The 25,467-nt window shown below is 52.1% G+C and carries 26 protein-coding genes and 1 tRNA gene; 14 read left to right on the top strand and 13 right to left on the bottom strand.

All coding sequences use genetic code 11. From position 1 onward, the window contains the following. Positions 1-27: 27 nt before the first annotated feature. The 6 genes from gfcB to etk are packed head-to-tail and all read left to right on the top strand — an operon-like array spanning position 28 to position 7,330. On the top strand, positions 28-672 hold the full coding sequence (gene gfcB / locus HGD79_RS06475) for a lipoprotein GfcB (RefSeq protein ID WP_001247610.1): 645 nt from the start codon (positions 28-30) through the stop codon (positions 670-672). Beyond that, on the top strand, positions 669-1,415 hold the full coding sequence (locus HGD79_RS06480) for a capsule biosynthesis GfcC family protein (protein ID WP_001038079.1): 747 nt from the start codon (positions 669-671) through the stop codon (positions 1,413-1,415). The genes gfcB and HGD79_RS06480 overlap by 4 nt, the downstream gene beginning before the upstream one ends. Beyond that, positions 1,415-3,511: a YjbH domain-containing protein gene (locus HGD79_RS06485; RefSeq protein WP_000742348.1), complete on the top strand. Its 2,097-nt coding sequence runs from the start codon at positions 1,415-1,417 to the stop codon at positions 3,509-3,511. Before HGD79_RS06480 ends, HGD79_RS06485 begins: the two co-directional genes overlap by 1 nt. Before the next feature lie 45 nt (positions 3,512-3,556). Next, the gene (locus HGD79_RS06490) at positions 3,557-4,696 is read left to right on the top strand and encodes a polysaccharide export protein (protein WP_001295357.1); all 1,140 of its coding nucleotides are present in this window, start codon (positions 3,557-3,559) and stop codon (positions 4,694-4,696) included. Then, the gene (gene etp / locus HGD79_RS06495; RefSeq protein WP_000057871.1) at positions 4,684-5,130 is read left to right on the top strand and encodes a protein-tyrosine-phosphatase Etp; all 447 of its coding nucleotides are present in this window, start codon (positions 4,684-4,686) and stop codon (positions 5,128-5,130) included. Before HGD79_RS06490 ends, etp begins: the two co-directional genes overlap by 13 nt. A gap of 19 nt (positions 5,131-5,149) precedes the next feature. Continuing rightward, on the top strand, positions 5,150-7,330 hold the full coding sequence (gene etk, locus HGD79_RS06500; RefSeq protein WP_000208653.1) for a tyrosine-protein kinase: 2,181 nt from the start codon (positions 5,150-5,152) through the stop codon (positions 7,328-7,330). Positions 7,331-7,444: 114 nt separating this feature from the next. Here etk and appA read toward each other — a convergent pair whose 3' ends face one another. The 10 genes from appA to hyaA all read right to left on the bottom strand — a co-directional run bounded on the left by appA (position 7,445) and on the right by hyaA (position 17,221). Then, positions 7,445-8,743: a bifunctional acid phosphatase/4-phytase gene (gene appA / locus HGD79_RS06505; protein ID WP_001297112.1), complete on the bottom strand. Its 1,299-nt coding sequence runs from the start codon at positions 8,741-8,743 to the stop codon at positions 7,445-7,447. A gap of 79 nt (positions 8,744-8,822) precedes the next feature. After that, positions 8,823-8,915, bottom strand: coding sequence for a cytochrome bd-II oxidase subunit CbdX (gene cbdX / locus HGD79_RS06510; protein WP_000270305.1), 93 nt, complete (start codon positions 8,913-8,915; stop codon positions 8,823-8,825). Positions 8,916-8,927: 12 nt separating this feature from the next. Then, positions 8,928-10,064 (bottom strand): cytochrome d ubiquinol oxidase subunit II, encoded by a 1,137-nt coding sequence (appB, locus tag HGD79_RS06515; protein WP_000460803.1) that lies wholly within the window; start codon positions 10,062-10,064, stop codon positions 8,928-8,930. 11 nt (positions 10,065-10,075) lie between these two features. Continuing rightward, the gene (gene appC / locus HGD79_RS06520) at positions 10,076-11,620 is read right to left on the bottom strand and encodes a cytochrome bd-II oxidase subunit 1 (protein ID WP_168848333.1); all 1,545 of its coding nucleotides are present in this window, start codon (positions 11,618-11,620) and stop codon (positions 10,076-10,078) included. Between the two features lie 133 nt (positions 11,621-11,753). Further along, positions 11,754-12,611, bottom strand: a complete 858-nt coding sequence (locus HGD79_RS06525) for a hydrogenase expression/formation protein (RefSeq protein WP_000004904.1) — start codon at positions 12,609-12,611, stop codon at positions 11,754-11,756. Then, positions 12,608-13,006 (bottom strand): hydrogenase-1 operon protein HyaE, encoded by a 399-nt coding sequence (gene hyaE / locus HGD79_RS06530; RefSeq protein WP_000063978.1) that lies wholly within the window; start codon positions 13,004-13,006, stop codon positions 12,608-12,610. The genes HGD79_RS06525 and hyaE overlap by 4 nt, the downstream gene beginning before the upstream one ends. After that, positions 13,003-13,590 (bottom strand): hydrogenase 1 maturation protease, encoded by a 588-nt coding sequence (hyaD, locus tag HGD79_RS06535; protein ID WP_000003671.1) that lies wholly within the window; start codon positions 13,588-13,590, stop codon positions 13,003-13,005. The genes hyaE and hyaD overlap by 4 nt, the downstream gene beginning before the upstream one ends. Beyond that, on the bottom strand, positions 13,587-14,294 hold the full coding sequence (hyaC, locus tag HGD79_RS06540) for a Ni/Fe-hydrogenase b-type cytochrome subunit (RefSeq protein WP_001186424.1): 708 nt from the start codon (positions 14,292-14,294) through the stop codon (positions 13,587-13,589). The genes hyaD and hyaC overlap by 4 nt, the downstream gene beginning before the upstream one ends. A gap of 18 nt (positions 14,295-14,312) precedes the next feature. Beyond that, a complete protein-coding gene (gene hyaB, locus HGD79_RS06545; protein ID WP_000107384.1) occupies positions 14,313-16,106 on the bottom strand; it encodes a Ni/Fe-hydrogenase large subunit in 1,794 nt (597 codons plus the stop codon). Next, entirely contained in the window at positions 16,103-17,221 is a 1,119-nt protein-coding gene (gene hyaA, locus HGD79_RS06550) for a hydrogenase 1 small subunit (RefSeq protein WP_001058323.1), read from the bottom strand. The genes hyaB and hyaA overlap by 4 nt, the downstream gene beginning before the upstream one ends. Positions 17,222-17,647: 426 nt before the next feature. On the opposite strand from hyaA, the gene HGD79_RS06555 reads away from it, so the two are divergent. The 3 genes from HGD79_RS06555 (at position 17,648) to tusE (ending at position 19,021) form a co-directional block, all read left to right on the top strand. Then, positions 17,648-17,735: transfer RNA gene (locus HGD79_RS06555), tRNA-Ser, on the top strand. Positions 17,736-17,941: 206 nt separating this feature from the next. Then, positions 17,942-18,601 carry an FtsH protease modulator YccA gene (gene yccA, locus HGD79_RS06560; protein ID WP_000375136.1) on the top strand — a complete coding sequence of 220 codons (660 nt, stop codon included), beginning with the start codon at positions 17,942-17,944 and terminating at the stop codon, positions 18,599-18,601. Positions 18,602-18,691: 90 nt separating this feature from the next. Then, the gene (tusE, locus tag HGD79_RS06565; protein ID WP_000904442.1) at positions 18,692-19,021 is read left to right on the top strand and encodes a sulfurtransferase TusE; all 330 of its coding nucleotides are present in this window, start codon (positions 18,692-18,694) and stop codon (positions 19,019-19,021) included. On the opposite strand, the gene yccX is transcribed toward tusE, so the two are convergent. Next, complete coding sequence (yccX, locus tag HGD79_RS06570; RefSeq protein ID WP_000048250.1) at positions 19,018-19,296, bottom strand: acylphosphatase; 279 nt, start codon at positions 19,294-19,296, stop codon at positions 19,018-19,020. The genes tusE and yccX overlap by 4 nt on opposite strands. 94 nt (positions 19,297-19,390) lie before the next feature. On the opposite strand from yccX, the gene rlmI reads away from it, so the two are divergent. Next, positions 19,391-20,581, top strand: a complete 1,191-nt coding sequence (gene rlmI, locus HGD79_RS06575) for a 23S rRNA (cytosine(1962)-C(5))-methyltransferase RlmI (protein WP_168848334.1) — start codon at positions 19,391-19,393, stop codon at positions 20,579-20,581. A 57-nt stretch (positions 20,582-20,638) separates the two neighbouring features. Beyond that, a complete protein-coding gene (gene hspQ / locus HGD79_RS06580; protein WP_001295356.1) occupies positions 20,639-20,956 on the top strand; it encodes a heat shock protein HspQ in 318 nt (105 codons plus the stop codon). A gap of 44 nt (positions 20,957-21,000) precedes the next feature. Here hspQ and HGD79_RS06585 read toward each other — a convergent pair whose 3' ends face one another. After that, positions 21,001-21,414 carry a CoA-binding protein gene (locus tag HGD79_RS06585; protein ID WP_000665217.1) on the bottom strand — a complete coding sequence of 138 codons (414 nt, stop codon included), beginning with the start codon at positions 21,412-21,414 and terminating at the stop codon, positions 21,001-21,003. 172 nt (positions 21,415-21,586) lie between these two features. On the opposite strand from HGD79_RS06585, the gene HGD79_RS06590 reads away from it, so the two are divergent. Next, positions 21,587-22,249, top strand: a complete 663-nt coding sequence (locus HGD79_RS06590; protein WP_000847791.1) for a DUF2057 family protein — start codon at positions 21,587-21,589, stop codon at positions 22,247-22,249. Positions 22,250-22,344: 95 nt separating this feature from the next. After that, a complete protein-coding gene (gene mgsA / locus HGD79_RS06595; protein ID WP_000424181.1) occupies positions 22,345-22,803 on the top strand; it encodes a methylglyoxal synthase in 459 nt (152 codons plus the stop codon). A 31-nt stretch (positions 22,804-22,834) separates the two neighbouring features. On the opposite strand, the gene helD is transcribed toward mgsA, so the two are convergent. Then, positions 22,835-24,889, bottom strand: a complete 2,055-nt coding sequence (helD, locus tag HGD79_RS06600) for a DNA helicase IV (RefSeq protein WP_000420536.1) — start codon at positions 24,887-24,889, stop codon at positions 22,835-22,837. 122 nt (positions 24,890-25,011) lie between these two features. Here helD and HGD79_RS06605 point away from each other — a divergent pair, with 122 nt between their 5' ends. After that, complete coding sequence (locus HGD79_RS06605) at positions 25,012-25,458, top strand: YccF domain-containing protein (RefSeq protein ID WP_001261235.1); 447 nt, start codon at positions 25,012-25,014, stop codon at positions 25,456-25,458. Positions 25,459-25,467 lie beyond the last annotated feature (9 nt).

Here is a 25,467-nt window from a genome sequence, read left to right on the forward strand (position 1 = left end):
TTTTAATTAACCTTTCAAGGATTAAAGGTGCGCCCTCTTATTTTATCGATTTTCGCACTATTTCTTGCGGGATGTACGCACAGCCAGCAAAGTATGGTCGATACATTTCGCGCCAGCCTTTTCGATAATCAGGATATCACCGTAGCGGATCAGCAGATCCAGGCGTTGCCTTATTCCACGATGTATTTACGCCTTAATGAAGGGCAACGAATCTTTGTGGTACTGGGATATATAGAACAAGAACAAAGCAAATGGTTATCCCAGGATAACGCCATGCTGGTTACCCACAATGGACGTCTTTTAAAAACCGTCAAACTTAATAATAATCTGCTGGAAGTGACAAATTCCGGGCAGGACCCTCTGCGTAACGCGCTGGCAATAAAAGATGGCAGCCGCTGGACGCGCGATATTCTCTGGAGTGAAGACAACCATTTTCGCTCTGCGACCCTGAGTTCTACTTTTTCCTTTGCTGGATTAGAGACGCTGAATATTGCGGGTCGCAATGTGCTGTGTAATGTCTGGCAGGAAGAGGTGACTTCCACGCGGCCAGAAAAACAGTGGCAAAACACATTCTGGGTCGATTCGGCTACTGGCCAGGTTCGTCAAAGTCGGCAAATGTTAGGCGCAGGGGTTATTCCCGTAGAAATGACGTTTCTTAAACCCGCACCATGAATAAATTACAGTCGTATTTCATTGCCAGCGTACTTTACGTAATGACACCCCATGCCTTTGCGCAAGGAACGGTGACTATTTATCTGCCTGGCGAACAACAGACACTTTCCGTTGGCCCCGTGGAAAATGTTGTCCAGTTGGTGACACAACCGCAACTGCGCGATCGCCTCTGGTGGCCTGGTGCCTTGCTGACCGACTCTGCGGCGAAAGCTAAAGCGCTTAAAGACTACCAACATGTCATGGCACAGCTTGCTTCCTGGGAAGCAGAAGCTGACGACGATGTGGCGGCAACGATTAAATCCGTGCGCCAGCAGTTACTCAATCTCAATATCACTGGTCGCTTACCGGTCAAACTGGACCCTGATTTTGTACGAGTGGATGAGAACAGCAATCCCCCGTTGGTCGGGGACTATACGCTCTATACCGTACAGCGTCCGGTGACTATTACTCTGCTGGGTGCGGTTTCTGGGGCTGGGCAATTGCCCTGGCAGGCAGGCCGTAGCGTTACCGATTATCTGCAAGATCACCCCCGCCTTGCAGGCGCGGACAAGAATAACGTTATGGTGATTACGCCTGAGGGTGAGACTGTCGTCGCCCCTGTTGCCCTGTGGAATAAAAGACATGTGGAACCACCGCCTGGCAGCCAGCTTTGGTTGGGCTTTTCTGCGCATGTACTGCCCGAAAAATATGCTGATTTAAATGACCAGATTGTGTCTGTTTTAACGCAACGTGTTCCTGACTGATGAAGAAGAATTCTTATCTTTTAAGCTGCCTGGCCATTGCCGTCTCCAGTGCCTGTCATGCTGAAGTATTAACCTACCCGGATCCGCTGGGTTCGTCGCAATCAGACTTTGGCGGCACAGGATTGTTGCAGATGCCAAATGCGCGCATCGCACCGGAAGGTGAATTCAGCGTCAACTACCGGGATAACGATCAATACCGGTTCTACTCCACCTCCGTGGCGCTGTTCCCATGGCTGGAAGGCACCATTCGTTATACGGATGTGCGCACACGCAAATATAGCCAGTGGGAAGATTTCAGCGGCGATCAGTCATACAAAGACAAATCATTCGATTTTAAACTTCGCCTGTGGGAAGAAGGTTACTGGCTACCGCAAGTGGCGTTTGGTAAACGTGATATTGCTGGTACGGGTCTGTTTGACGGTGAGTATCTGGTGGCCAGCAAGCAAGCGGGGCCATTTGATTTCACCCTCGGGATGGCATGGGGCTACGCCGGTAATGCGGGCAATATTACCAACCCGTTTTGCCGGGTGAGCGATAAATATTGTCATCGCGCAGAGTCTCACGATGCGGGCGATATCAGCTTTAGCGATATCTTTCGTGGCCCGGCTTCCATCTTTGGCGGCATTGAGTATCAAACGCCGTGGAATCCCCTGCGTCTGAAACTCGAATACGATGGCAACAATTACCAGAATGATTTCGCTGGCAAACTGCCTCAGGCAAGCCATTTCAACGTCGGCGCAGTTTATCGCGCTGCCAGCTGGGCAGATCTCAACCTGAGTTATGAACGCGGTAACACGTTGATGTTTGGCTTCACGTTACGGACCAATTTCAACGATCTGCGCCCTGCCCTGCGCGATACGCCAAAACCGGCATATCAACCTGCGCCTGAATCTGAAGGATTGCAGTACACCACAGTAGCGAACCAACTTACCGCGCTGAAGTACAACGCAGGTTTTGAAGCACCGGAAATTCAGCTGCGCGATAAGACGCTGTATATGTCTGGTCAACAATACAAATACCGTGATTCTCGCGAAGCGGTCGATCGTGCCAACCGGATTCTGGTGAATAACCTGCCGCAAGGCGTTGAGAAGATTAGCGTGACGCAAAAGCGCGAGCATATGGCGATGGTGACTACCGAAACCGACGTAGCCAGCCTGCGCAAACAGCTGGCTGGTACAGCGCCTGGTCAATCAGAGCAACTTCAACAACAACGTGTTGAAGCAGAAGATCTTTCTGCCTTTGGTCGGGGCTACCGTATTCGTGAAGATCGCTTTAGCTACTCTTTCAACCCAACACTTTCACAGTCGCTGGGCGGCCCGGAAGATTTCTATATGTTCCAGCTGGGGCTGATGTCCAGTGCCCGCTACTGGTTTACCGACCACCTGCTGCTTGATGGCGGTATTTTCACCAATATTTACAACAACTACGACAAGTTTAAGTCTTCGCTGTTGCCCGCGGACTCTACCCTGCCCCGCGTGCGCACGCATATCCGTGACTACGTTCGCAATGACGTTTATCTCAACAACTTGCAGGCGAACTATTTTGCTGACTTAGGCAATGGTTTCTATGGCCAGGTGTATGGCGGTTATCTGGAAACGATGTATGCCGGTGTCGGTTCCGAGCTGCTTTATCGCCCGCTAGATGCCAGCTGGGCGCTGGGTGTGGACGTTAACTACGTGAAGCAGCGTGACTGGGACAACATGATGCGTTTCACCGATTATTCCACGCCAACAGGTTTCGTGACGGCTTACTGGAACCCGCCGACGCTCAATGGCGTACTGATGAAACTTAGCGTTGGGCAATATCTGGCAAAAGATAAAGGCGCAACGATCGACGTCGCCAAACGCTTTGACAGCGGCGTGGCGGTAGGGGTATGGGCGGCAATCAGTAACGTATCTAAAGATGACTACGGCGAAGGCGGCTTTAGTAAAGGTTTTTATATCTCGATTCCATTCGACTTGATGACCATTGGACCTAACCGCAACCGCGCGGTGGTTTCGTGGACACCATTGACGCGTGATGGTGGACAAATGCTGTCACGCAAATACCAGCTCTATCCAATGACGGCAGAGCGAGAAGTACCGGTTGGACAATAACCTGACGTAATTCATAACATTACATTGACTGATAAATATAAACCAATGAAAAAGAACATTTTTAAGTTTTCGGTACTGACATTGGCTGTTCTGTCTTTGACAGCATGTACCCTTGTTCCTGGTCAGAATTTATCGACCAGTAACAAGGATGTCATTGAACTACCTGACAATCAGTATGACCTGGACAAAATGGTCAATATCTATCCCGTCACGCCAGGATTGATTGATCAGTTGCGCGCCAAACCGATTATGTCGCAGGCTAACCCGGAGCTGGAGCAGCAAATCGCAAACTATGAATATCGTATCGGCATTGGGGATGTGTTGATGGTTACGGTCTGGGATCACCCGGAACTAACCACCCCCGCAGGGCAATACCGTAGCGCCAGTGATACCGGCAACTGGGTTAACGCCGATGGTGCGATTTTCTACCCCTATATTGGTCGCCTGAAAGTGGCCGGGAAAACACTTACCCAGGTACGCAACGAGATTACAGCGCGTCTGGATTCAGTCATTGAAAGCCCGCAAGTCGATGTCAGCGTCGCGGCGTTCCGCTCGCAAAAAGCGTACGTCACCGGCGAAGTCAGCAAATCGGGTCAGCAGCCGATTACCAATATTCCTCTGACCATCATGGATGCGATTAACGCCGCGGGCGGTCTGACCGCAGATGCAGACTGGCGCAACGTGGTGCTCACCCAGAATGGCGTAAAGACCAAAGTGAACCTCTATGCGCTGATGCAGCGTGGCGACTTGCGCCAGAACAAACTGCTGCACCCGGGCGATATTTTATTTATTCCGCGCAACGATGATCTGAAAGTCTTCGTGATGGGTGAAGTGGGTAAACAGAGCACGCTGAAAATGGACCGCAGCGGTATGACCCTGGCGGAAGCGCTGGGTAACGCTGAGGGTATGAATCAGGATGTCGCTGATGCGACGGGGATTTTTGTTATTCGTGCAACGCAAAACAAGCAGAATGGCAAAATCGCCAATATTTATCAGCTGAATGCGAAGGACGCATCGGCAATGATACTCGGAACGGAATTCCAGCTTGAACCTTACGACATTGTTTATGTCACTACCGCGCCGCTGGCTCGTTGGAACCGTGTGATTTCTCTGCTGGTACCGACGATTTCCGGGGTGCATGACCTGACAGAGACTTCACGGTGGATTCAAACATGGCCCAACTAAAATTTAACTCAATCCTGGTGGTTTGTACCGGCAACATTTGCCGTTCGCCCATTGGCGAGCGCTTGCTGCGTAAACGTCTGCCAGGCGTAAAAGTCAAATCGGCAGGTGTTCATGGTCTGGTAAAACACCCTGCAGATGCGACAGCAGCAGATGTTGCCGCTAATCATGGCGTATCTCTTGAAGGACATGCCGGACGTAAGCTCACTGCTGAGATGGCACGAAATTACGATCTGATTCTGGCAATGGAGTCAGAGCATATTGCTCAGGTTACCGCAATCGCTCCCGAGGTCCGCGGGAAGACAATGCTGTTTGGGCAATGGCTGGAACAGAAAGAGATCCCGGATCCCTATCGTAAAAGTCAGGACGCATTTGAACATGTCTACGGTATGTTGGAGCGCGCCAGTCAGGAATGGGCGAAGCGCCTCAGCCGGTAATTTGAGTTTATAAAATACGATGACAACTAAAAATATGAATACGCCACCAGGCAGCACTCAGGAAAATGAGATCGATCTGCTTCGTCTGGTCGGCGAGTTATGGGATCACCGTAAGTTTATTATCAGCGTGACCGCGTTATTCACGCTGATCGCTGTCGCTTACTCGCTGTTAAGCACACCAATTTATCAGGCAGATACTCTGGTCCAGGTTGAGCAAAAACAGGGCAACGCCATTCTCAGCGGCCTGAGCGATATGATCCCTAACTCATCGCCCGAGTCTGCACCGGAGATCCAACTGCTGCAATCGCGCATGATTCTCGGTAAAACCATTGCTGAACTGAATCTGCGCGACATAGTTGAGCAGAAGTATTTTCCGATTGTGGGTCGCGGCTGGGCGAGATTAACCAAAGAAAAACCAGGTGAGCTGGCGATCAGCTGGATGCATATTCCACAACTGAATGGTCAGGATCAGCAACTGACACTCACGGTTGGGGAAAACGGCCACTATACACTGGAAGGTGAAGAGTTCACCGTCAATGGTATGGTCGGCCAGCGTCTGGAAAAAGATGGCGTTGCGCTGACTATCGCGGACATTAAGGCCAAACCAGGAACACAGTTTGTCCTGAGCCAGCGTACCGAACTGGAAGCGATTAACGCATTGCAGGAAACCTTTACCGTTAGCGAACGCAGTAAAGAAAGCGGGATGCTGGAACTTACCATGACTGGTGATGATCCCCAGTTGATTACTCGTATTCTGAACAGCATCGCTAACAACTATTTGCAACAGAATATCGCTCGCCAGGCGGCGCAGGATTCACAAAGCCTTGAATTCTTACAGCGCCAGTTACCTGAAGTGCGCAGCGAGCTGGACCAGGCGGAAGAAAAACTCAACGTTTATCGCCAGCAGCGCGATTCGGTTGACCTTAACCTGGAAGCCAAAGCCGTTCTTGAGCAGATTGTGAACGTTGATAATCAACTCAATGAGCTGACCTTCCGCGAGGCAGAGATCTCCCAGCTGTATAAGAAAGATCACCCAACTTATCGTGCGCTGCTGGAAAAACGCCAGACGCTGGAGCAAGAACGCAAACGCCTGAATAAGCGGGTATCGGCAATGCCTTCCACCCAACAGGAAGTGTTGCGTTTAAGTCGTGACGTAGAAGCGGGCCGTGCGGTATATCTGCAATTACTTAACCGCCAGCAGGAGTTGAGTATTTCGAAATCCAGTGCCATTGGTAACGTGCGGATTATCGACCCGGCAGTCACTCAGCCGCAGCCAGTGAAACCGAAAAAAGCGTTGAATGTGGTGCTTGGTTTTATTCTTGGCCTGTTTATTTCTGTGGGTGCCGTGCTGGCGCGTGCGATGTTGCGTCGTGGTGTAGAAGCCCCGGAACAACTGGAAGAGCACGGCATCAGCGTTTATGCCACTATCCCAATGTCCGAGTGGCTGGATAAACGCACCCGTCTGCGTAAGAAAAATTTATTTTCTAATCAGCAGCGCCATCGTACTAAAAATATCCCCTTCCTGGCGGTGGATAACCCGGCGGATTCTGCTGTGGAAGCCGTACGTGCGCTACGAACCAGTCTGCATTTCGCTATGATGGAGACGGAGAATAACATTCTGATGATCACCGGTGCGACGCCAGACAGTGGTAAAACGTTTGTCAGTTCAACTCTGGCAGCGGTGATCGCCCAGTCCGATCAAAAAGTGTTATTTATTGATGCCGACTTACGCCGTGGTTATTCGCATAACCTGTTTACCGTGAGTAATGAACATGGCTTGTCGGAATATCTGGCAGGTAAAGATGAGCTCAACAAAGTGATCCAGCATTTTGGCAAAGGAAGCTTTGATGTGATTACTCGCGGTCAGGTGCCACCTAACCCGTCTGAACTGCTGATGCGCGATCGGATGCGTCAATTACTGGAATGGGCGAACGACCATTACGATCTGGTGATTGTCGATACGCCGCCGATGCTGGCGGTGAGCGATGCTGCGGTCGTGGGGCGTTCTGTTGGCACCAGCCTGCTGGTTGCGCGTTTTGGCTTGAACACCGCCAAAGAGGTGAGTTTGTCAATGCAGCGTCTGGAACAGGCAGGCGTCAATATTAAAGGCGCTATCCTCAATGGTGTGATTAAACGCGCCAGCACCGCTTACAGTTACGGCTATAACTATTACGGTTATAGTTACTCCGAGAAAGAGTAAAACTGAAAGTGGCCGGATGCGGCGTGAACGCCTTTTCCGGTCTACGCATTAGACAGTTCTTCGTTTGTCATCAGCCTCAGAGCATTCAGGTAACTGAATGCTCTTTTTTATGCATTACAAACTGCACGCCGGTATGCGTGCTTCATTCACGATTTGCGTAAAACCTGCCAACGAACACATGCCCTGCGCATTTCGCTCTTCACATCCTGCCAGGGTCAGTTTCACCTCTCCGGGCGGCGTATTTAATGACAGCGGCGTTTTATCACGCATCTGCTGTAAAGTCTGGAAGACCAGCGAAACCTGAATCCACTGGCTGTTATCGCTTAGCCGACGCCAGCGTTCAAACACCAGTTCACCACCTGGCGGCGTGTTATCCGGCTGACCGGGAAGCGTCCAGTTGAGCTCCAGTGCGCCGCCGAGATTTGCCAGATTAGTATCGTGTCCGGCAATAAACAGTACTGAAGTGGGTAATGTCACACCATACGCCTGTTTTTGCGGTGGATGGGGCGTCAACGCTGCCATGATCAAATCCAATAACGGGGTGGCGCGGCTGCGGGCAACCTCTGGCGTGCGTTGTAGCAAATAAAATTGCGCGTTATGCAAACTTAGCAAGGTGTTCCACTGGTGTGAATCGGTGATCCTTCCCCACCCCGGCTCCGGCATTCCCTGTGCTTGTTGCAGGAGAAATATCTCCGTCAGCATTGATGCGAGGCTTACCGCACCGGTTAATGAGACATTGTCGGCGCTCACCTTGAGTTCCGATGGTAATGCCTGCGTTAATGAACAGCTTTCGTCCTGTTTCTCACGTTTAAGGCACAAGTTTGATTGCGGAAAATTAAGCACCCGTTCCAGTTCGCGAAACGCCGTTTGCCGATGCCCGGTAAAGTCAGCAATTGACCCTCCTGCCCTGCTGAGGATCGCGTCAGTCACGTTCGCATTATCCAGTTGGCAAACGCCAGTTTTTAGAGGATTAAATAACGGATCGGGACTGGACGTATCTGCCTGGGTATGTACGGTTATTGCACAGTCAGGTGCCAGCCCGGCGGCGAAGGCTTCGCCTGTTTTACGGGTACGCTCGTCGACATCAGCAATAATCGCGACCTGACCAGACTGCGGGCAGCCCTTTTTCGCCAGCAATCCGTCGGCTACCAGACGCTGGCGTTGGTAATGTCCGAGATAGGCGATTAGCTCACCACCGCGCGGTGTCAGCCAACCCAGTTTTACCGGCCAGGTTGGCCATGCGTCTGGGGTGACATCCTGCATCAGTTGCGTGGCCTTGGTTGGAGCACGCACACCATGACGACTGACAATCACCACACTTTCCAGCTTCAGCTCCGGCTCACTCTGAGCGAATGCAGATTGCGGGGTTAACGGAATCAGAAGAGATAAAAATGGGATTAAGATCGCTTTCATCGATATGTTTCCGCTTTTCATATCTGACATTATTGATTGCCTGATGCGATGCTAATGCGCCGCATCAGGCCTACGTTCGTTAACTTTTCAGACGCGGGTCCAGCCATACCAACACAAGGGTGGAGAGCGAACACATCAACAAAATGCCGACGAACCAAAGTAAATACCACATTGTTCCTGCTCCTTAGTACAACTCGTTTTCGTTACGGCGGAGAGTTTCTGTTGTCATGCGTCCCCACATTTTGTAGTAGCTCCAGAGAGTGTAGAGCAACACAATGGGCAAAAATATCAGCACGATTACCAACATAATGCTCAGCGTCAGCTGACTGGAAGTGCTGTCCCACAACGTCAGGCTGGAGATTGGACTCACGCTTGACGGCATGACAAAGGGGAACAGCGTGATGCCTGCCGTGAAAATCACGCCAAATTGCATCAATGACGCCATTAAAAATCCCCAACCCGGGCGACCACGATAAATCGCCATCACCGTCAGCAATGGGCAGAAGAACCCCAGCAGCGGGAAGATCCACAAAACGGGCGATTCGACGAAATTATTCATCCAGGCACCAGGTAGCACTGCCACCAGTTTCATTAACGGATTGGAAGGACCGTTAGCATCCTGGGCGAGCAGTACAAAGCCATCAATACCGACCCACAGCCAGTAACCCGCCAGCAAAAAGCACAGCATCACCAACAGTGCAGCGCGTTTGGTGGCCAGCTGTGAACGCAGATGAATCACACCAACAGTTTTCAGTTGTAACCAGACGCCACCTTGCAAAATCACCATCCCAAGGCTGAGCAATCCGCACAATAAAGGGAATGGCGTCAGCAGTTGCCAGAAGCTGCCGAGATACTCCACGCGTAATTGCGGTGTGAAGGCAAACGGCACGCCGAGCAACAAGTTGCCGAAGGCGATACCGAAGACTACCGGCGGCACCAGACTGCCGATGACCAGACCGGCATCCCACATTTTACGCCAGCGTGCATCGGCGATTTTTCCGCGATAATCAAAGGCCAGCGGGCGGAAGAACAGTGAGCACAGCACCAGGATCATCGCCACATAAAAGCCGGAAAACGCCGCTGCATACACTCTGGGCCAGGCGGCAAATAATGCCCCACCTGCGAGGATCAACCAGACTTGATTGCCTTCCCAGTGCGCACCAACGCTATTAATCACTATCCGGCGTTCATCATCATTACGCGCCACCAGCGGCAGCAAACAGCCGATCCCCATGTCAAATCCGTCGGAGATCATAAAGACCACCAGGATCACGCCAATCAGCAGCCACCAGATGAAGCGCAATGTTTCATAATCAAACATGATTTTCTCCTTTACCCCTGTTGCTGCGTCGGTTGTTCACTCTGCATCGCGCTCGGCCCCAGACGGGCATATTTCTGCATCAGGTAGACTTCGGCGATTAAGAACAGGGTGTAAAGCCCTACGATCATGATCAGTGAGAAAGCCTGTTGTCCTGTGGTTAAAGCGGAGTGCGCGGAGTATGTCGGTAAGATGTCCTGTATCGCCCACGGCTGACGACCAAACTCGGTCATAAACCACCCGGCTTCAATCGCAATCCACGGCAACGGCAAACTCCAGAGCGCCATTTTCAGCACCCAGCGATGCTGGTCGATTTTGCCACGCAGCGTCTGGACAAGCGCAATCAGCATCACCAGTAGCAGCAGGGAACCACAGCCCACCATGATGCGGAAACTCCAGAATACCGGCGCAACCTGAGGTATCGCGCCACGCATCGCCGCCTGGTACTGTGCGGCTGTGACATGATTCATATCCGGCGCATAGCGGGAGAGCAACATGCCGTAGCCCAGGTCACCTTCCAGTTCCCGGAATGCCTGCAACACATGCGGCTCACGATTGCCTTGCGATATTTCCTGCATTAACAGCCAGGCCATACGTCCGCGTTGCAAGCGTGGGTAGGTTTCAGCCATCAAATTCTTCAGACCCGGCACGGGTTTATCTAATGAGTGAGTGGCGAGGATCCCTAGCAGCGCGGGAATTTTGATGGCAAAGGCGTTACGCTCTTGATCCTGTTCCGGCCAGGCAACCACATGGAACGGTGCAGGTGCAGGTTCCGTTTGCCACTCCCCTTCCATCGCCGCCAGTTTTACCGGTTGTACTTGCGCGACTTCATACGCAGAACTGTCTCCGAGTTGCAGGGTACCGATAATCGCCAGAGTACCGAAGACGGAACCGATGGCAAACGAACGTAATGCGACATCGCGCTCCCGTCCGCGCAGTAAATACCAGGCGCTGATCGCCATAATAAACATGGCCCCGGTCACGTAGCCCGCCATTACGGTGTGCACAAATTTCACCTGGCTGACCGGGTTAAAGACCAGCTCGCTGAAGCTGGTCATCTCCATACGCAGGGTGTCGATATCAAAATGCGCACCGGTCGGGTATTGCATCCAACCGTTGGCATTCAATATCCACAACGCAGAGAGATTTGAACCGAACGCCACCAGCCACGTCACCAGCAGGTGCTGGTATTTATTCAGCCGTTGCCAGCCGAAGAAGAACAGCCCGACAAAGGTGGATTCGAGGAAGAAGGCCATTAATGCTTCCATCGCCAGTGGTGCGCCAAAAATATCGCCCACATAGTTGGAATAGAATGACCAGTTAGTACCAAACTGAAACTCCATGGTCAGGCCGGTAGCCACGCCAAGAGCAAAATTGATACCGAAGAGCTTACCCCAGAAGCGCGTCATATCGCGGTAGATTGTTTTGCCGGTGACCACGTAAATGGTTTCCATGATAGCCAGCAAAAAAATCAGCCCCAGGGTAAGGGGTACAAATAAAAAGTGATACAGCGCGGTCAGAGCAAACTGCCAGCGCGATAAATCAATGACATCCCACATGCGCACTCCTGTAGGCGAAGAGAGAAAAATAACCCGATAATGGTAGATCTCCCTCTTTATCCTGAAACTCTACGACCAGAGGTATTCGCCGATTGCGATATTCATAAGACTGAAAGCGATACTTACCGTCTTTTTACGTCGGTGCAGCTTCCGCCAGCCACTGACATACCTCGCTAAGCCGCTGCGCAGAGTCGACCAAATCTTCTGGCGCTGCCAGCACCACTTCCGGTATTGGGCAGATTTCATAACTTTCCAGTAACGGGCCTTTTAAGGTGTCCGTACAGCGTAAATGCCAGACATGGCGTAACCCCGTGGCGTTGATATAGCTCTCGCCATAGCCAATGGTACGAATCTGAATATTTCCCGGCCCACAGAGACGTGAGAGAAAAAGCCGATCAGCCTCGCTGATGGGTAATTGCGTCAGATTAATGCTGTGCGGCTGCGCGTCGGGGTTACGTACATGTGCCAGTAACTCATGCGCCAACGGTAGGCCATTCATCAGGCCATCAATGGGCGGCGGTAACAGCGAATCTGTCGGCAAGAGATTTTGCGTTACCGCCTGCCACAACGCCAGCGGCGCGCAGCCAGCCTCCAGTTTGTCCTCCAGCAACTTTTCGCCGCGACGTCTGCGCACCCGCCATAATCCGCAGAAGATCGCCTCCTGTATTTCACTTTCACTGTCGTCAGCCTGCTGAATGCGCACTGACACTTCCCCTTCCCCGAGAAGCGTATTGATAAAGTGACGATCGTCGGCGTTGAGATTTAACAGATCGACTGCCAGCACCTCGCCCAACGGCGGTTGGCGTTCGCTTAGTTGATGTTGTAACTCGTTTAACAGCGCAATCACCTGCGGGCTGTGAGCACATTGCTCCAGGGCCGCCATACTCGGTTCATCATTCACCTGACAGGTGATCGGCAGTGGATTCATGCTGAAACTGTCATCGTTCGGTTGCGTTCCTGGCCCCAGCAGATGGAAAAAAGTTTCGCTCATGAGGCACGCTCCTGCTGCGGTTCGACAAGCCCGCGCATCAGGTTTATCAGTTCCGCCCACGGGTGAATACCATTCAGCACGCCGCGATAGTTTCCGCCGGTAAACACTAAAGTGGCAGGAAAGCGAAAGACGCCAAAGCGATCGCCGATGGCTTCGCTCTGCTCAAGGTCAGCAATCGCCACCTGCCATGTATAGTCGGGAAACTCGCGCAGTAATTCGCCAATCATTACCGGATTATCGCTGACCTCTGGCGTGCGTTTCGGGTCACTGCTTAATAACACCACGCCGTCTGGCGCTTGCGTAAGCCAGTCGTCAAGACGGGATTCACTGACTGGCGTCCAGCCGCGCGCCAGCATTCGTTGCCACAACGCATCAAATGGCGTGTCGTTGCTCATCCCTGCTCCTCCTGTGTCATCCGGTACTGGCGCAAGCGAACGCCTTCGTAATTTTCCATCGACAGACAGTCATAATTGAGACAGCGCGATTCATTAGCCGGTTGCGGCACAATTCCCCACGCAGCCAGCTGCGCCAGCGCCGCCTGTTCCGCAGCGGGCAGTTGCTCCCGTGCCAGTTCGCTCAGGCTACCGCCGTAGTCGTCGAGCATTGCGGGTTGCAGACCGACGAGGGCAATATGTGCTGGCAGATGTCCGCGGATATCCGCCAGCGCCAACACTTCGGAGAAACTGTTCTGATGCAGGCTCATTTTCTTCGCGCTGAGATAAGCCGGAATGCGTTCTCCGGCATAGGTTCGCAGCGTTCCAGGTTCCAGCCCGTAGTCAATGGCATCGAGAATCAACAGATGGCTGGCGCTTTCGACATACCCCAGCAAGTTCAGTCCCTGAGTACCGCCATCGACAATCTCCACATACTCGGGCCAGTGGTAATGGGCATACAGCCGTTCCGCCACCCGCACGCCGAAGCCTTCATCGGCCCACAGCAGGTTGCCCAGCCCCATGACCACCACGCGTTGCTCGCTCATGAACGCTCCTTGTTACTTATTTTGCCAAATTTGTGGCTACGGTAGCCGTTGACCATGGTGGAGATCACCGTGTCGTCGGACATGATGTCTTCACGCAGCGCCATGTAGACATGACCGATCACAAACGCGCCAATCAGCCACATCCCCAGCCGATGCCAGCTGTGAATGTCCATTGAGTTGCCACCCGTCCAGTAGAAAAATTCCACCACATAACGGAACGGCGCAAAAATAGCGTACTGGCTGTGTTCGCTGTACAGCGCAAAACCAGTGATGATCATAAAGACCGACATCAGGAAATAGCCGAACATCGCCGCCTGGGCGATGGGATTATGGCCTATATCGGCACTCGGACGTTTTGCCAGAAACAGATACCAGCGGATTTCATACCACACGCCCTGCCACCAGCTTTTACGCCATACCGGCACGATAAACAGCTCGCGGGAGTATCGATTGCCAACAAAAGCCCAGTAGATCCGCATCAGCAAAACCACGGTAAAAACCATCCCGGCGCTGAAGTGAATTAACCTGATGTAGCCCATATAGAACAGATACGTCGCCTCGCCGCTGACGGAAGGTAGCGGCTTGCCGATAAAGTATCCGGTGACCATCAACACCGCCATGCATAACACCGTCAACCAGTGCCAGATGCGGACTGGCGCTTCAAAGACATAGTGGCTGACAACGTTGTCGCTTTTCTGTTGCATGATGATTCTCCTTCGCTGTTAACGCACCTGCACGGAGATCAGCTCGCTACCGTCGTCGCCCAGCACGTGTGTTGAACAGGCGAGGCACGGGTCAAAGCTGTGCAGAGTACGCAGGATCTCCAGCGGTTGCTCGGGGATCGCCATTTTGGTGTTCATCAGCGCCGCTTCATAAGCGCCAATCTGCCCTTTGGGATCGCGCGGGCTGGCGTTCCAGGTGGTCGGCACCACGCACTGGTAGAGATCAATCTTGCCATCGCGAATGGCGGCCCAGTGGCCTAACGCCCCGCGCGGCGCTTCGGTAAAACCGACACCACGGCACTCTGTCGGCCAGGTTGCAGGTTCCCATTTTTCCGTGGAAGCAGTGGCGAGATTGCCGTTTTTCAGGTTGGTCATCAGCTTGTCGAAGAAATACTGCAACTTACCTGCGGCCCACTGCGCTTCGTGCGCGCGGCACAAAATGCGGCCTAACGTTGACTGGATACCGGAAAGCGGCAGGTTCAACGCCGACATCATGCGATCGACCGACTCAACGGTCGCAGCATCGCCTTTGTGATAAGCGATTAACGTGCGCGCCAGCGGCCCCACTTCCATCGCGTTACCGCGCCAGCGTGGCGCTTTGATCCACGAGTAGCGTTCCTGTTCATTCAGCTGCTGAATGTTGGTATCGCTGCCTTTGACATCGCCGGGGTTGTACCACGGGTCGGTGATGCCATCGAACGGATGACGCCCGACCTGATCGTTGGGATATCGATACCAGGCGTGGTCGACAAACTCCTGCACCTGCTGCGGATCAACCAAATCCACTGGCAGCACATTGTTGAAGTCGCCGTTAATCACCGCGCCGCCAGGCATCAGCAGACTTTTCTCGCCAAAGTCGTTGGCAATATCCGGGAATGCGCCGTAGCTGAGAACGCATTTATCAGAAAGACCAGTGCCGATTTCGCTCCACGGTTTGTTGAACTGACCGATGGCTAAGGCGTCGGGGATCATCACGTTGTTAATGAAGTCCGCCGTGCGGGTGATAATTGACTGCACCAGGTTCAGGCGTTCCATATTGACTGCCCCGACCGCGCCGCTTTCGTCAATGTTGATGGCGCAAGGCATCCCGCCGACAATCCAGTTTGGATGCGGGTTTTTACCGCCAAAGACCGCGTGGATTTTCACAATTTCACGCTGGAAATCGAGAGCTTCGAGGTAGTGGGCAAAGCCCATCAGGTTGGCTTCTGGCGGCAACTTGTACTGCGGGTGCCCCCAGTAGCCATTGCGGAAGATCCCCAACTGCCCGCCTTCAACGAATTTTTTCAGGCGGTTTTGTACGTCGAAGAAATAGCCCGGGGATGATTTCGGCCAAGAGGAGAGACTTTGCGCCAGTTCGGAGGTTTTCCGCGGGTCGGCTTTCAGCGCATCTAACACATCGATCCAGTCCATCCCGGCAAGCTGATAGAAGTGCACCAGATGATCGTGGCACCAGAGCGTTGCCAGCATAATGTTGCGGATGATATTGGCGTTGTCCGGCACTTTAATACCGATAGCATCTTCGATGGCGTAAACCGAAGCCAGGGCGTGTACGCCAGTACAGACGCCGCAGATACGTTCAACGAACGCCCACGCATCGCGCGGGTCGCGCCCTTGCAGAATGATCTCCAGCCCGCGAAACATGGTGCCGCAGGAGACGGCATTGGTGATCACATTCTGATCGTTAATATTCACTTCGCAGCGCATGTGGCCTTCGATGCGCGTAATCGGGTCGACCACCAGGCGGCGTCCGGCATTATTGATGGTGTATCCCTGAGTTTCGTACTGAGTGCTCATGCCTGTTTATCCTCATTGCCTGGCTGATGTTCGGTTTCTGTAGGTTGCTGGTTATGACGTCTGCGCTGGTCAACGGCGCTGGCGACTGCGTGCACACCAACAGCCGCTGCCACCACGCCAAGCGCAGTTAAACCGACGGTATCGGCAGTGGAATGAGTACCCATTTGCGGAATATCGACCACGCGGCTGTAGAACGAACCGCGATCCCAGAAACCATTTTCCGCACAGCCCAGGCAGCCGTGACCAGACTGGATTGGAAAAGAAACGCCATCATTCCAGCGTGTGGAGGAACAGGCGTTATAGGTGGTAGGCCCTTTGCAGCCCATTTTGTACAGGCAGTAACCTTTGCGGGCAGCGTCATCATCCCAACTCTGGACGAACTCTCCGGCGTCGAAGTGGGCGCGGCGATAGCATTTATCGTGGATTCGCTGACCATAGAACATCAGCGGACGGCCCATTCTGTCGACATCTGGCAAGCGATCAAAGGTCACCATGTAAGTAATGATGGCGCTCATCACATCCGGGATCGGCGGGCAGCCAGGTACTTTGATAATGGGTTTGTCGGTGATGACTTTGTCGATAGGCGTTGCCTGCGTCGGATTGGGCCGCGCGGCCTGCACGCAGCCCCAGGACGCGCAGGTTCCCCAGGCGATAATCGCGCTGGCTCCGGCAGCGGCACGTTTGAGTTTCTCAATAAACGGTCGACCGCTGCTGATACAGAACATCCCCTGCTCGCCCAGCGGCGGATTACCTTCTACTGCGAGGATATATTTGCCATTGTATTGCGTGATGATGTCTTCGAAGACTTCTTCCGCCTGGGTTCCGGCGGCAGCCATCAAAGTATCGTCATAATCGAGGGAAATCAGGGAAAGGATGACGTCCTTCGCCAGTGGGTGAGCGGAGCGGATAAAAGATTCGGTACAGCAGGTGCATTCCAGACCGTGGATCCATACCACCGGAATGCGGGGTTTGTTCTCCAGCGCCCAGGCAATCTTTGGTGCCATTCCCGCGCCTAATCCCAGCGACGTGGCAGCCAGACTACAATATTTGAGAAAGCTGCGCCGGGTAACGCCCTGACGCCGCATGGCCTGGTAAAATGTTTCCTCGTTATTCATATCGCACGTCTCTTCTCCTAGCAACACCGGCAGGACACCGGGCGCTTATGGTCGGCAAGCGACGTCCCTGTAGCAAGGCAAACCATCGCTTCACGTGAGATGCTGAAAACGAAAGCTCATCCTTCTGCACTGGCACACGTCGCCAGAAAGTATTGTTAATAAAGCGTAGTGAAACTTTTGCACAAAACAATACAAACTGTGTGGATTTATCTTTTAGCGATAAAAATGGACCTATTTTTCTTTTTGCCGGGCGGTGGGGATGTTTAGCCGGTTGCTAAACGAGTAAAAGAGAAGGAATTCATGGTGATGAAATGATCAATCTGCTGTTATTTCACGCTATCAATGCACTTTTGGCTGTTTTTCAGGCAAACAAACAAATTAGGGGTTTACACGCCGCATCGGGATGTTTATAGTGCGCGTCATTCCGGAAGTGTGGCCGAGCGGTTGAAGGCACCGGTCTTGAAAACCGGCGACCCGAAAGGGTTCCAGAGTTCGAATCTCTGCGCTTCCGCCAAATAAGATAAGGGGTTAGCTAAATGCTAACCCCTTTTTCTTTTGCCTGTCGAAATTCTCAGGGCGTTATATTTGCTTAATGACCTGATAATCCGCTGTTAAACCTGTTCCAGATCAAATGCGTAAAGATGGGTAAAACTTCTGGGTGCCCTTACGCATTATCATTATGCTGCTTAATTAATTACATCTGTCATAGAGAGTGACTCAATGGATCGTATTGTTAGTTCTTCACATGACCGTACATCACTGCTTAGCACCCATAAGGTGCTGCGTAATACCTATTTTCTGCTGAGCCTGACGCTGGCCTTTTCGGCGATTACCGCAACTGCCAGTACGGTGCTGATGCTGCCATCTCCGGGTCTGATTCTGACGCTGGTGGGTATGTATGGTTTGATGTTCCTGACCTATAAAACGGCGAATAAGCCGACCGGGATTATCTCCGCATTCGCCTTTACCGGTTTTCTGGGTTATATCCTCGGACCTATTCTGAACACCTATCTGTCTGCCGGAATGGGTGACGTAATCGCTATGGCACTGGGCGGAACGGCGTTAGTGTTCTTCTGCTGCTCTGCATATGTGCTGACCACCCGCAAAGATATGTCGTTCCTCGGCGGTATGCTGATGGCGGGTATTGTGGTGGTGCTGATTGGTATGGTTGCTAATATCTTCCTGCAACTGCCTGCTCTGCATCTGGCGATCAGCGCGGTCTTCATTCTGATCTCCTCTGGCGCTATCTTGTTTGAAACCAGCAACATCATTCATGGCGGTGAGACGAACTATATTCGTGCCACGGTTAGCCTGTATGTTTCGCTGTACAACATCTTCGTCAGCCTGCTGAGCATTCTGGGCTTCGCTAGCCGCGATTAATCTCACCCGCTAACACTTTCATAGCCTCGCTTTATGCGGGGCTTTGTTTTTTGTTACACTGCCGCCAGTCTGATTAAGGTAGTAATAATTATGCTGATCTTCGAAGGTAAAGAGATAGAAACGGATACCGAAGGCTATCTCAAAGAAAGCAGCCAGTGGAGTGAGCCGCTGGCTGTGGTGATTGCAGAGAACGAAGGGATTTCGCTGTCGCCAGAACACTGGGAAGTGGTGCGTTTTGTGCGTGATTTCTATCTGGAATTCAATACTTCTCCGGCGATTCGTATGCTGGTAAAAGCGATGGCGAATAAATTTGGCGAAGAAAAAGGTAACAGCCGCTATTTATATCGACTGTTTCCGAAAGGTCCGGCTAAGCAAGCCACCAAAATTGCTGGCCTGCCAAAACCGGTAAAATGTATTTAACGGATACGAAAATCGGCTAATTCCCCCGAGGGATGATGCGGCTCGCTAAGCACCCGTTCCACACGCGCAGAACGCGGGCCGCCACTCTTTAACCACTGCATTAATTTTTCCACCTGCCCTTCTTCACCGCAGGCAACCACTTCCACGCTGCCATCGTCAAGATTTTTGGCGTACCCGGTTAAACCCAGTCTTTTCGCTTCATACTGTGTGGTGTAGCGAAATCCTACGCCCTGAACTCGCCCGTAAACCCAGGCAATTATGCAGACTTTCGACATTGCTGCTCTCCTTATCCTTAATGGACGCGTTGCAAATCCATGGAAAACTCCGGACAATGACGCCCATTTCTTTGCATCGACAGAAAAGTAAATTATGAGTGTACGTTTAGTGTTAGCCAAAGGGCGCGAAAAATCATTACTTCGTCGCCATCCGTGGGTCTTTTCCGGGGCCGTTGCCCCCATGGAAGGTAAAGCCAGCCTCGGTGAAACCATCGATATTGTTGATCATCAGGGAAAATGGTTAGCACGCGGCGCTTATTCGCCAGCTTCGCAAATCCGGGCGCGCGTCTGGACGTTTGACCCGTCTGAGTCTATCGACATTGCTTTTTTTTCCCGCCGTTTGCAACAAGCACAAAAATGGCGTGACTGGCTGGCGCAAAAAGATGGCCTCGACAGCTATCGTTTAATCGCCGGAGAATCTGATGGCCTGCCGGGTATTACTATCGATCGTTTCGGTAATTTTCTGGTGCTGCAACTGCTGAGTGCTGGGGCAGAATATCAGCGCGCGGCATTAATTAGTGCCCTGCAAACGCTGTACCCGGAATGTTCGATTTACGATCGCAGCGACGTCGCGGTACGTAAAAAAGAAGGAATGGAGCTGACCCAGGGCCCCGTCACCGGCGAGTTGCCACCTGCCCTGCTGCCGATTGAAGAACACGGAATGAAACTGCTGGTGGATATTCAGCACGGACACAAAACGGGCTACTACCTGGACCAGCGTGATAGCCGCCTGGCTACCCGCCGCTACGTTGAAAATAAACGTGTGCTGAACTGTTTCTCCTATACCGGTGGTTTCGCCGTATCGGCACTGATGGGCGGTTGCAGCCAGGTTGTCAGCGTTGATACCTCCCAGGAAGCGCTGGATATTGCACGGCAGAACGTTGAGCTGAACAAACTGGATCTGAGCAAGGCTGAGTTTGTCCGTGATGATGTCTTTAAATTGCTGCGTACTTATCGCGATCGCGGTGAAAAATTTGACGTTATCGTGATGGACCCGCCGAAGTTTGTTGAGAATAAAAGCCAGTTGATGGGCGCGTGTCGGGGCTATAAAGATATCAACATGCTGGCGATTCAGTTGCTGAATGAAGGCGGTATTCTCCTGACTTTCTCCTGTTCCGGTCTGATGACCAGCGATTTATTTCAGAAAATCATCGCGGATGCCGCAATTGATGCCGGCCGTGATGTACAATTTATAGAGCAGTTCCGTCAGGCAGCCGATCATCCGGTGATCGCTACCTACCCGGAAGGGCTATATCTGAAAGGGTTTGCCTGTCGCGTCATGTAACTTGAAATGTGGAATTTTACCCTTATATCAAAGGTAAAGATTTCCCGGGAGGTGACTATGATTGCCAGCAAATTCGGTATCGGCCAGCAGGTCCGCCATTCCCTGTTAGGTTATCTCGGAGTGGTCGTGGATATCGACCCGGTTTATTCGCTCTCTGAACCGTCGCCTGATGAGCTGGCGGTGAATGACGAGCTTCGCGCCGCTCCGTGGTATCACGTGGTGATGGAGGACGATAACGGCCTACCGGTTCATACCTACCTGGCTGAAGCCCAGCTAAGTAGCGAATTGCAGGATGAACATCCTGAACAGCCATCCATGGATGAGCTGGCGCAGACCATCCGCAAACAACTCCAGGCCCCGCGTCTGCGTAACTGATCCCTGAACGAATCCCCGGAAGGTTTTTGCCTTCCGGGGATTTTTTATTTGGCCAGGCCCAGGCGAGGGATCTCAATAGCCGGGCAGCGATCCATCACCACATTTAACCCGGCATCCCGTGCCAGTACTGCCGCTTGCTCATTAATCACCCCCAGTTGCATCCAGAGGGTTTTCGCGCCAATGGCGATAGCTTCCTGCGCCACGCCCCACGCAGCTTCTGAATTACGGAAAACATCGACCATATCGACTTTTTCCGGAACATCTGCCAGCGTGCCATACCCCTGCTGGCCCAGCAGCGTTTTGCCGGCAACTTTTGGCGAAACCGGAATGACGTGATACCCCTGGTCGAGTAGATATTTCATCACGCGATAGCTGGGACGATCGGGTTTGTCGCTTGCCCCCACCAGCGCAATGGTGTGAGTGGACGTTAAAATACCTGCAATATCGGTTTCTTTCATTATTTCCTCCAGACTGTTTAACAAAGTGTACGACAAAGCCGACATGCCAACCATGCAGCTAATACGAATGAATGAGAGCAAAAGCGGGAAATATGTCTATATGTTAGTAAGTATGATTAAAGAAAAATTTTGACACATTATTATTCGGGCGGTCTTTTGACAGGAGCTACCTATGAAAACCGGCATCGTGACCACCTTGATTGCATTATGTTTGCCGGTATCCGTTTTTGCCACCACGCTGCGGCTTTCAACCGATGTCGATCTTCTGGTACTCGACGGCAAGAAGGTTTCCAGCTCTCTGCTGCGCGGTGCGGACAGCATTGAACTGGATAATGGACCGCATCAGTTAGTGTTTCGCGTTGAGAAGACGATTCATCTTTCCAATAGTGAAGAACGGCTGTATATCTCCCCACCGCTGGTGGTCAGTTTTAATACCCAGCTCATCAACCAGGTCAATTTTCGCCTGCCTCGCCTGGAGAATGAGCGGGAAGCTAACCATTTTGATGCCGCGCCGCGCCTTGAATTGTTGGATGGCGATGCGACGCCGATTCCGGTAAAGCTGGATATTCTCGCCATTACCTCAACGGCAAAAACGATTGATTATGAGGTCGAGGTTGAACGCTATAACAAATCCGCGAAACGCGCTTCACTACCGCAATTTGCCACGATGATGGCAGATGACAGTACGCTGCTTTCGGGTGTTTCCGAGCTGGATGCTATTCCACCGCAGTCTCAGGTGCTCACAGAACAACGGCTGAAGTATTGGTTTAAACTGGCTGACCCACAAACGCGAAATACTTTCCTGCAGTGGGCGGAAAAACAACCATCTTCCTGAGATTTTTGTGCCTGTGCGCAGGCTTTTTCGGTCTTTATCTTGCAGCGATAAGTGCTTACAGTAATCTGTAGGAAAGTTAACTACGGATGTACATTATGGAACTGACGACTCGCACTTTACCTGCGCGGAAACATATTGCGCTGGTGGCACACGATCACTGCAAACAAATGCTGATGAGCTGGGTGGAACGGCATCAACCGTTACTGGAACAACACGTACTGTATGCAACAGGCACTACCGGTAACTTAATTTCCCGCGCGACCGGCATGAACGTCAACGCGATGTTGAGTGGCCCAATGGGGGGTGACCAGCAGGTTGGCGCATTGATCTCAGAAGGGAAAATTGATGTATTGATTTTCTTCTGGGATCCACTAAATGCCGTGCCGCACGATCCTGACGTGAAAGCCTTGCTGCGTCTGGCGACGGTATGGAACATTCCGGTCGCCACCAACGTGGCAACGGCAGACTTCATAATCCAGTCGCCGCATTTCAACGACGCGGTCGATATTCTGATCCCCGATTATCAGCGTTATCTCGCGGACCGTCTGAAGTAATATTGCACAGGTGGCAAACGCCACCTGTTTCTTACGGTTTTCTCGCCACCGGCACATCCAGATTTTTCAGTATTTCCACAAAGGGAGAGGGATTCTCTTTGTTAAACAGTGCCCATACCCGATGGCGTGCCCGGGTCAGCGCCACGTACATTAACCGCCGTTCTTCAGCGTCCGGGAAATCCTCAACCGGTGGCAGTAGCGCCTCTTCCATAATCGACTCCCGCGCCGCAGCCGGAAAACCATCACTTCCCTCCTGCAAGCCAACGATGATGACGTAATCCGCCTGTTGCCCTTTGCTGGCATGAATGGTCATAAAGTCGATTTGCAACTTCGGCCAGCGTGTTGCCGCTTTTTCCAGGCTGGCAGGCCTCATGTGATGGTAACGCGCCAGGATCAGAATGCGCTCTTCCGGTTTGGCATAACCAGAGAGCTTATCCAGCAAAGCGTCAAGTTGACTCTCATCCAATAACGTGACGGCTTTTTTGTCTCCATTGGTTAAGCTGTTTAGCGGCTTTTTCAGCTGGCCTGGGTTCTGCTGAATAAACCGGTTTGCCACCTCACCGATACGACTGTTAAAACGGTAAGTCGTGTCTAAATCACAGCGATCGCCTTCACCAAAGTTTTCATGGAAAGCGGTGGTGAGCGACATTTGCGCACCGCTGAATCGGTAAATCGCCTGCCAGTCATCACCAACGGCGAACAACGTCGTCTGACTGTTTTGCTTGCGTAATGCCGCTAACAACGCTGCCCGCTGCGGCGAGATATCCTGAAATTCATCAACCAGAATATGCTTCCACGGGCTGATAAAGCGGCCTTTCTCCAGAATCACAATCGCCTGATGAATAAGGCCCGAAAAATCGACAGCGTTTTCTGCCTTCAGCGCACCTTTCCAGGCTTTTAATAACGGGGCCATCAACTTGATACGTTTACTGAACAGATCGCGAATCTCTTCGGGTGCACTGGCAATCATTTCTGCCTGTGCACCACCGTGCATCCGCATCAGACTTACCCAACGATCGAGGCGTGAGGCAAGACGACGCTGTAATTTTTCATCATCCCAGAAGTTACCTTCTGGCACTGACCACTGCATTTCTTCCGTCAGCCATTGCCGCCAGCCCTTCGCCTGCGCTTTCTTTTCGCTGCATTGCTTGCGCCACTCAGCAATAAAGAGTTCATGACGGGCAGCGGTATCATTTTCCAGTTTGCTGACTATCGGAACTTTTTTGCTGCCCTGCTGAATAATATGCAGCGCCAGCGCATGAAACGTGCGTGCGGTAATGTCTTCGGTATGTAGCCGTTCGCGAATACGCTCGTCCATCTCTTCAGCGGCTTTGCGACCAAACGCCAGCAATAAAATTTGCTCAGGGGACGCTTCACCACGCGCCAGCAACCAGCCTGCACGGGCCACCAGCACCGACGTTTTTCCGCTTCCTGCACCTGCCAGCACTAACAGAGAATGCTCGCCATTAACGACTGCCCGGGCCTGCGCCGGATTCAGCGGTGAAGACTCGACCTGGCGGAAAAAATCCGCATACTCGGTAAGCATGGCTTCGGTATACGCCTGGTTATGCTGCAACCGAGCGCTTTCAATATCTTTCAACCAGGCCTGACATTTACGCCACGCCTCACGGCAGTTATCGAATTCTTCCAGTCGGTTAACCGGCAACGGCAACGCCGACAAAGCCTGGCGGATTTGTTGCTGAACGCCAGAGGTTTGCTCACGCGTCAGCCATTTATTTTCTCCAGTGCGCGTGGCAATCAAATCCAGTTGCTGGCGTAAAACACCAGACGCAATTTCGCTCATCTCGCCACTCCACCGCCGCCAGTGAGCATCAAGATGATGGTAAAAACGCTGCGTCTCGCCCCATTCGGTGCCGTGCAGACGCACCACTTTTTCGTCCGGCAGTACAAATTCCAGCTCGCCCCATACCAGACCGCGCTTACAGTGAATCGCCAGTAATTGATTGAAAGGAATAAGGTATTCGTGGCGATCGCCGGAGACTTTAATCCCGGCATTGAGGATCACCGCCCGATCGTAAGGGTGCTGTGCCAGACGTTTTCCAAGCGTTGTCGCTTTCAGTTCCATGACTCTGTAGATCCACACGAAATTATTTCTTATCAGTGTAACCGTCAGAGAAAACGTGCTCCAGCCCAAAAAAACGTTACAATTGCCGCCCATTACTGAAAACTACAGTAAAGCGAGGTTTTATGCGTACCGTTTTGAACATTCTGAACTTTGTGCTTGGCGGATTTGCCACCACTCTGGGCTGGCTGTTGGCGACTCTGGTCAGTATTGTGCTGATTTTTACCTTACCGCTGACACGATCCTGCTGGGAGATCACTAAACTGTCTCTGGTGCCTTATGGCAATGAAGCTATTCATGTCGATGAACTGAACCCGGCTGGCAAAAATGTGCTGCTGAATACTGGCGGTACGGTATTGAATATTTTCTGGCTGATTTTCTTTGGCTGGTGGTTATGCCTGATGCACATTGCAACGGGCATCGCACAATGTATTTCAATCATTGGCATTCCTGTCGGCATTGCGAACTTTAAAATTGCCGCTATTGCACTATGGCCGGTTGGTCGTCGCGTGGTATCGGTAGAAACAGCGCAAGCTGCGCGTGAAGCCAATGCACGTCGTCGTTTTGAATAATCCACTAAT

The sequence above is a fragment of the Escherichia sp. SCLE84 genome (genome assembly GCF_012584495.1).
Taxonomy (GTDB): domain Bacteria; phylum Pseudomonadota; class Gammaproteobacteria; order Enterobacterales; family Enterobacteriaceae; genus ECMA0423.

What these genes read in the sequence shown, in the direction of transcription:
- helD (WP_000420536.1), bottom strand. Translation starts at nt 24,889, where the DNA reads ATGGAACTGAAAGCGACAACGCTTGGAAAACGTCTGGCACAGCACCCT.
- rlmI (WP_168848334.1), top strand. Translation starts at nt 19,391, where the DNA reads ATGAGTGTACGTTTAGTGTTAGCCAAAGGGCGCGAAAAATCATTACTT.
- yccA (WP_000375136.1), top strand. Translation starts at nt 17,942, where the DNA reads ATGGATCGTATTGTTAGTTCTTCACATGACCGTACATCACTGCTTAGC.
- hyaD (WP_000003671.1), bottom strand. Translation starts at nt 13,590, where the DNA reads ATGAGCGAGCAACGCGTGGTGGTCATGGGGCTGGGCAACCTGCTGTGG.
- hspQ (WP_001295356.1), top strand. Translation starts at nt 20,639, where the DNA reads ATGATTGCCAGCAAATTCGGTATCGGCCAGCAGGTCCGCCATTCCCTG.
- appB (WP_000460803.1), bottom strand. Translation starts at nt 10,064, where the DNA reads ATGTTTGATTATGAAACATTGCGCTTCATCTGGTGGCTGCTGATTGGC.
- HGD79_RS06605 (WP_001261235.1), top strand. Translation starts at nt 25,012, where the DNA reads ATGCGTACCGTTTTGAACATTCTGAACTTTGTGCTTGGCGGATTTGCC.
- cbdX (WP_000270305.1), bottom strand. Translation starts at nt 8,915, where the DNA reads ATGTGGTATTTACTTTGGTTCGTCGGCATTTTGTTGATGTGTTCGCTC.
- yccX (WP_000048250.1), bottom strand. Translation starts at nt 19,296, where the DNA reads ATGTCGAAAGTCTGCATAATTGCCTGGGTTTACGGGCGAGTTCAGGGC.
- hyaB (WP_000107384.1), bottom strand. Translation starts at nt 16,106, where the DNA reads ATGAGCACTCAGTACGAAACTCAGGGATACACCATCAATAATGCCGGA.
- HGD79_RS06485 (WP_000742348.1), top strand. Translation starts at nt 1,415, where the DNA reads ATGAAGAAGAATTCTTATCTTTTAAGCTGCCTGGCCATTGCCGTCTCC.
- mgsA (WP_000424181.1), top strand. Translation starts at nt 22,345, where the DNA reads ATGGAACTGACGACTCGCACTTTACCTGCGCGGAAACATATTGCGCTG.
- HGD79_RS06585 (WP_000665217.1), bottom strand. Translation starts at nt 21,414, where the DNA reads ATGAAAGAAACCGATATTGCAGGTATTTTAACGTCCACTCACACCATT.
- hyaC (WP_001186424.1), bottom strand. Translation starts at nt 14,294, where the DNA reads ATGCAACAGAAAAGCGACAACGTTGTCAGCCACTATGTCTTTGAAGCG.
- etk (WP_000208653.1), top strand. Translation starts at nt 5,150, where the DNA reads ATGACAACTAAAAATATGAATACGCCACCAGGCAGCACTCAGGAAAAT.
- hyaE (WP_000063978.1), bottom strand. Translation starts at nt 13,006, where the DNA reads ATGAGCAACGACACGCCATTTGATGCGTTGTGGCAACGAATGCTGGCG.
- hyaA (WP_001058323.1), bottom strand. Translation starts at nt 17,221, where the DNA reads ATGAATAACGAGGAAACATTTTACCAGGCCATGCGGCGTCAGGGCGTT.
- HGD79_RS06490 (WP_001295357.1), top strand. Translation starts at nt 3,557, where the DNA reads ATGAAAAAGAACATTTTTAAGTTTTCGGTACTGACATTGGCTGTTCTG.
- HGD79_RS06590 (WP_000847791.1), top strand. Translation starts at nt 21,587, where the DNA reads ATGAAAACCGGCATCGTGACCACCTTGATTGCATTATGTTTGCCGGTA.
- etp (WP_000057871.1), top strand. Translation starts at nt 4,684, where the DNA reads ATGGCCCAACTAAAATTTAACTCAATCCTGGTGGTTTGTACCGGCAAC.
- HGD79_RS06480 (WP_001038079.1), top strand. Translation starts at nt 669, where the DNA reads ATGAATAAATTACAGTCGTATTTCATTGCCAGCGTACTTTACGTAATG.
- appC (WP_168848333.1), bottom strand. Translation starts at nt 11,620, where the DNA reads ATGTGGGATGTCATTGATTTATCGCGCTGGCAGTTTGCTCTGACCGCG.
- tusE (WP_000904442.1), top strand. Translation starts at nt 18,692, where the DNA reads ATGCTGATCTTCGAAGGTAAAGAGATAGAAACGGATACCGAAGGCTAT.
- HGD79_RS06525 (WP_000004904.1), bottom strand. Translation starts at nt 12,611, where the DNA reads ATGAGCGAAACTTTTTTCCATCTGCTGGGGCCAGGAACGCAACCGAAC.
- appA (WP_001297112.1), bottom strand. Translation starts at nt 8,743, where the DNA reads ATGAAAGCGATCTTAATCCCATTTTTATCTCTTCTGATTCCGTTAACC.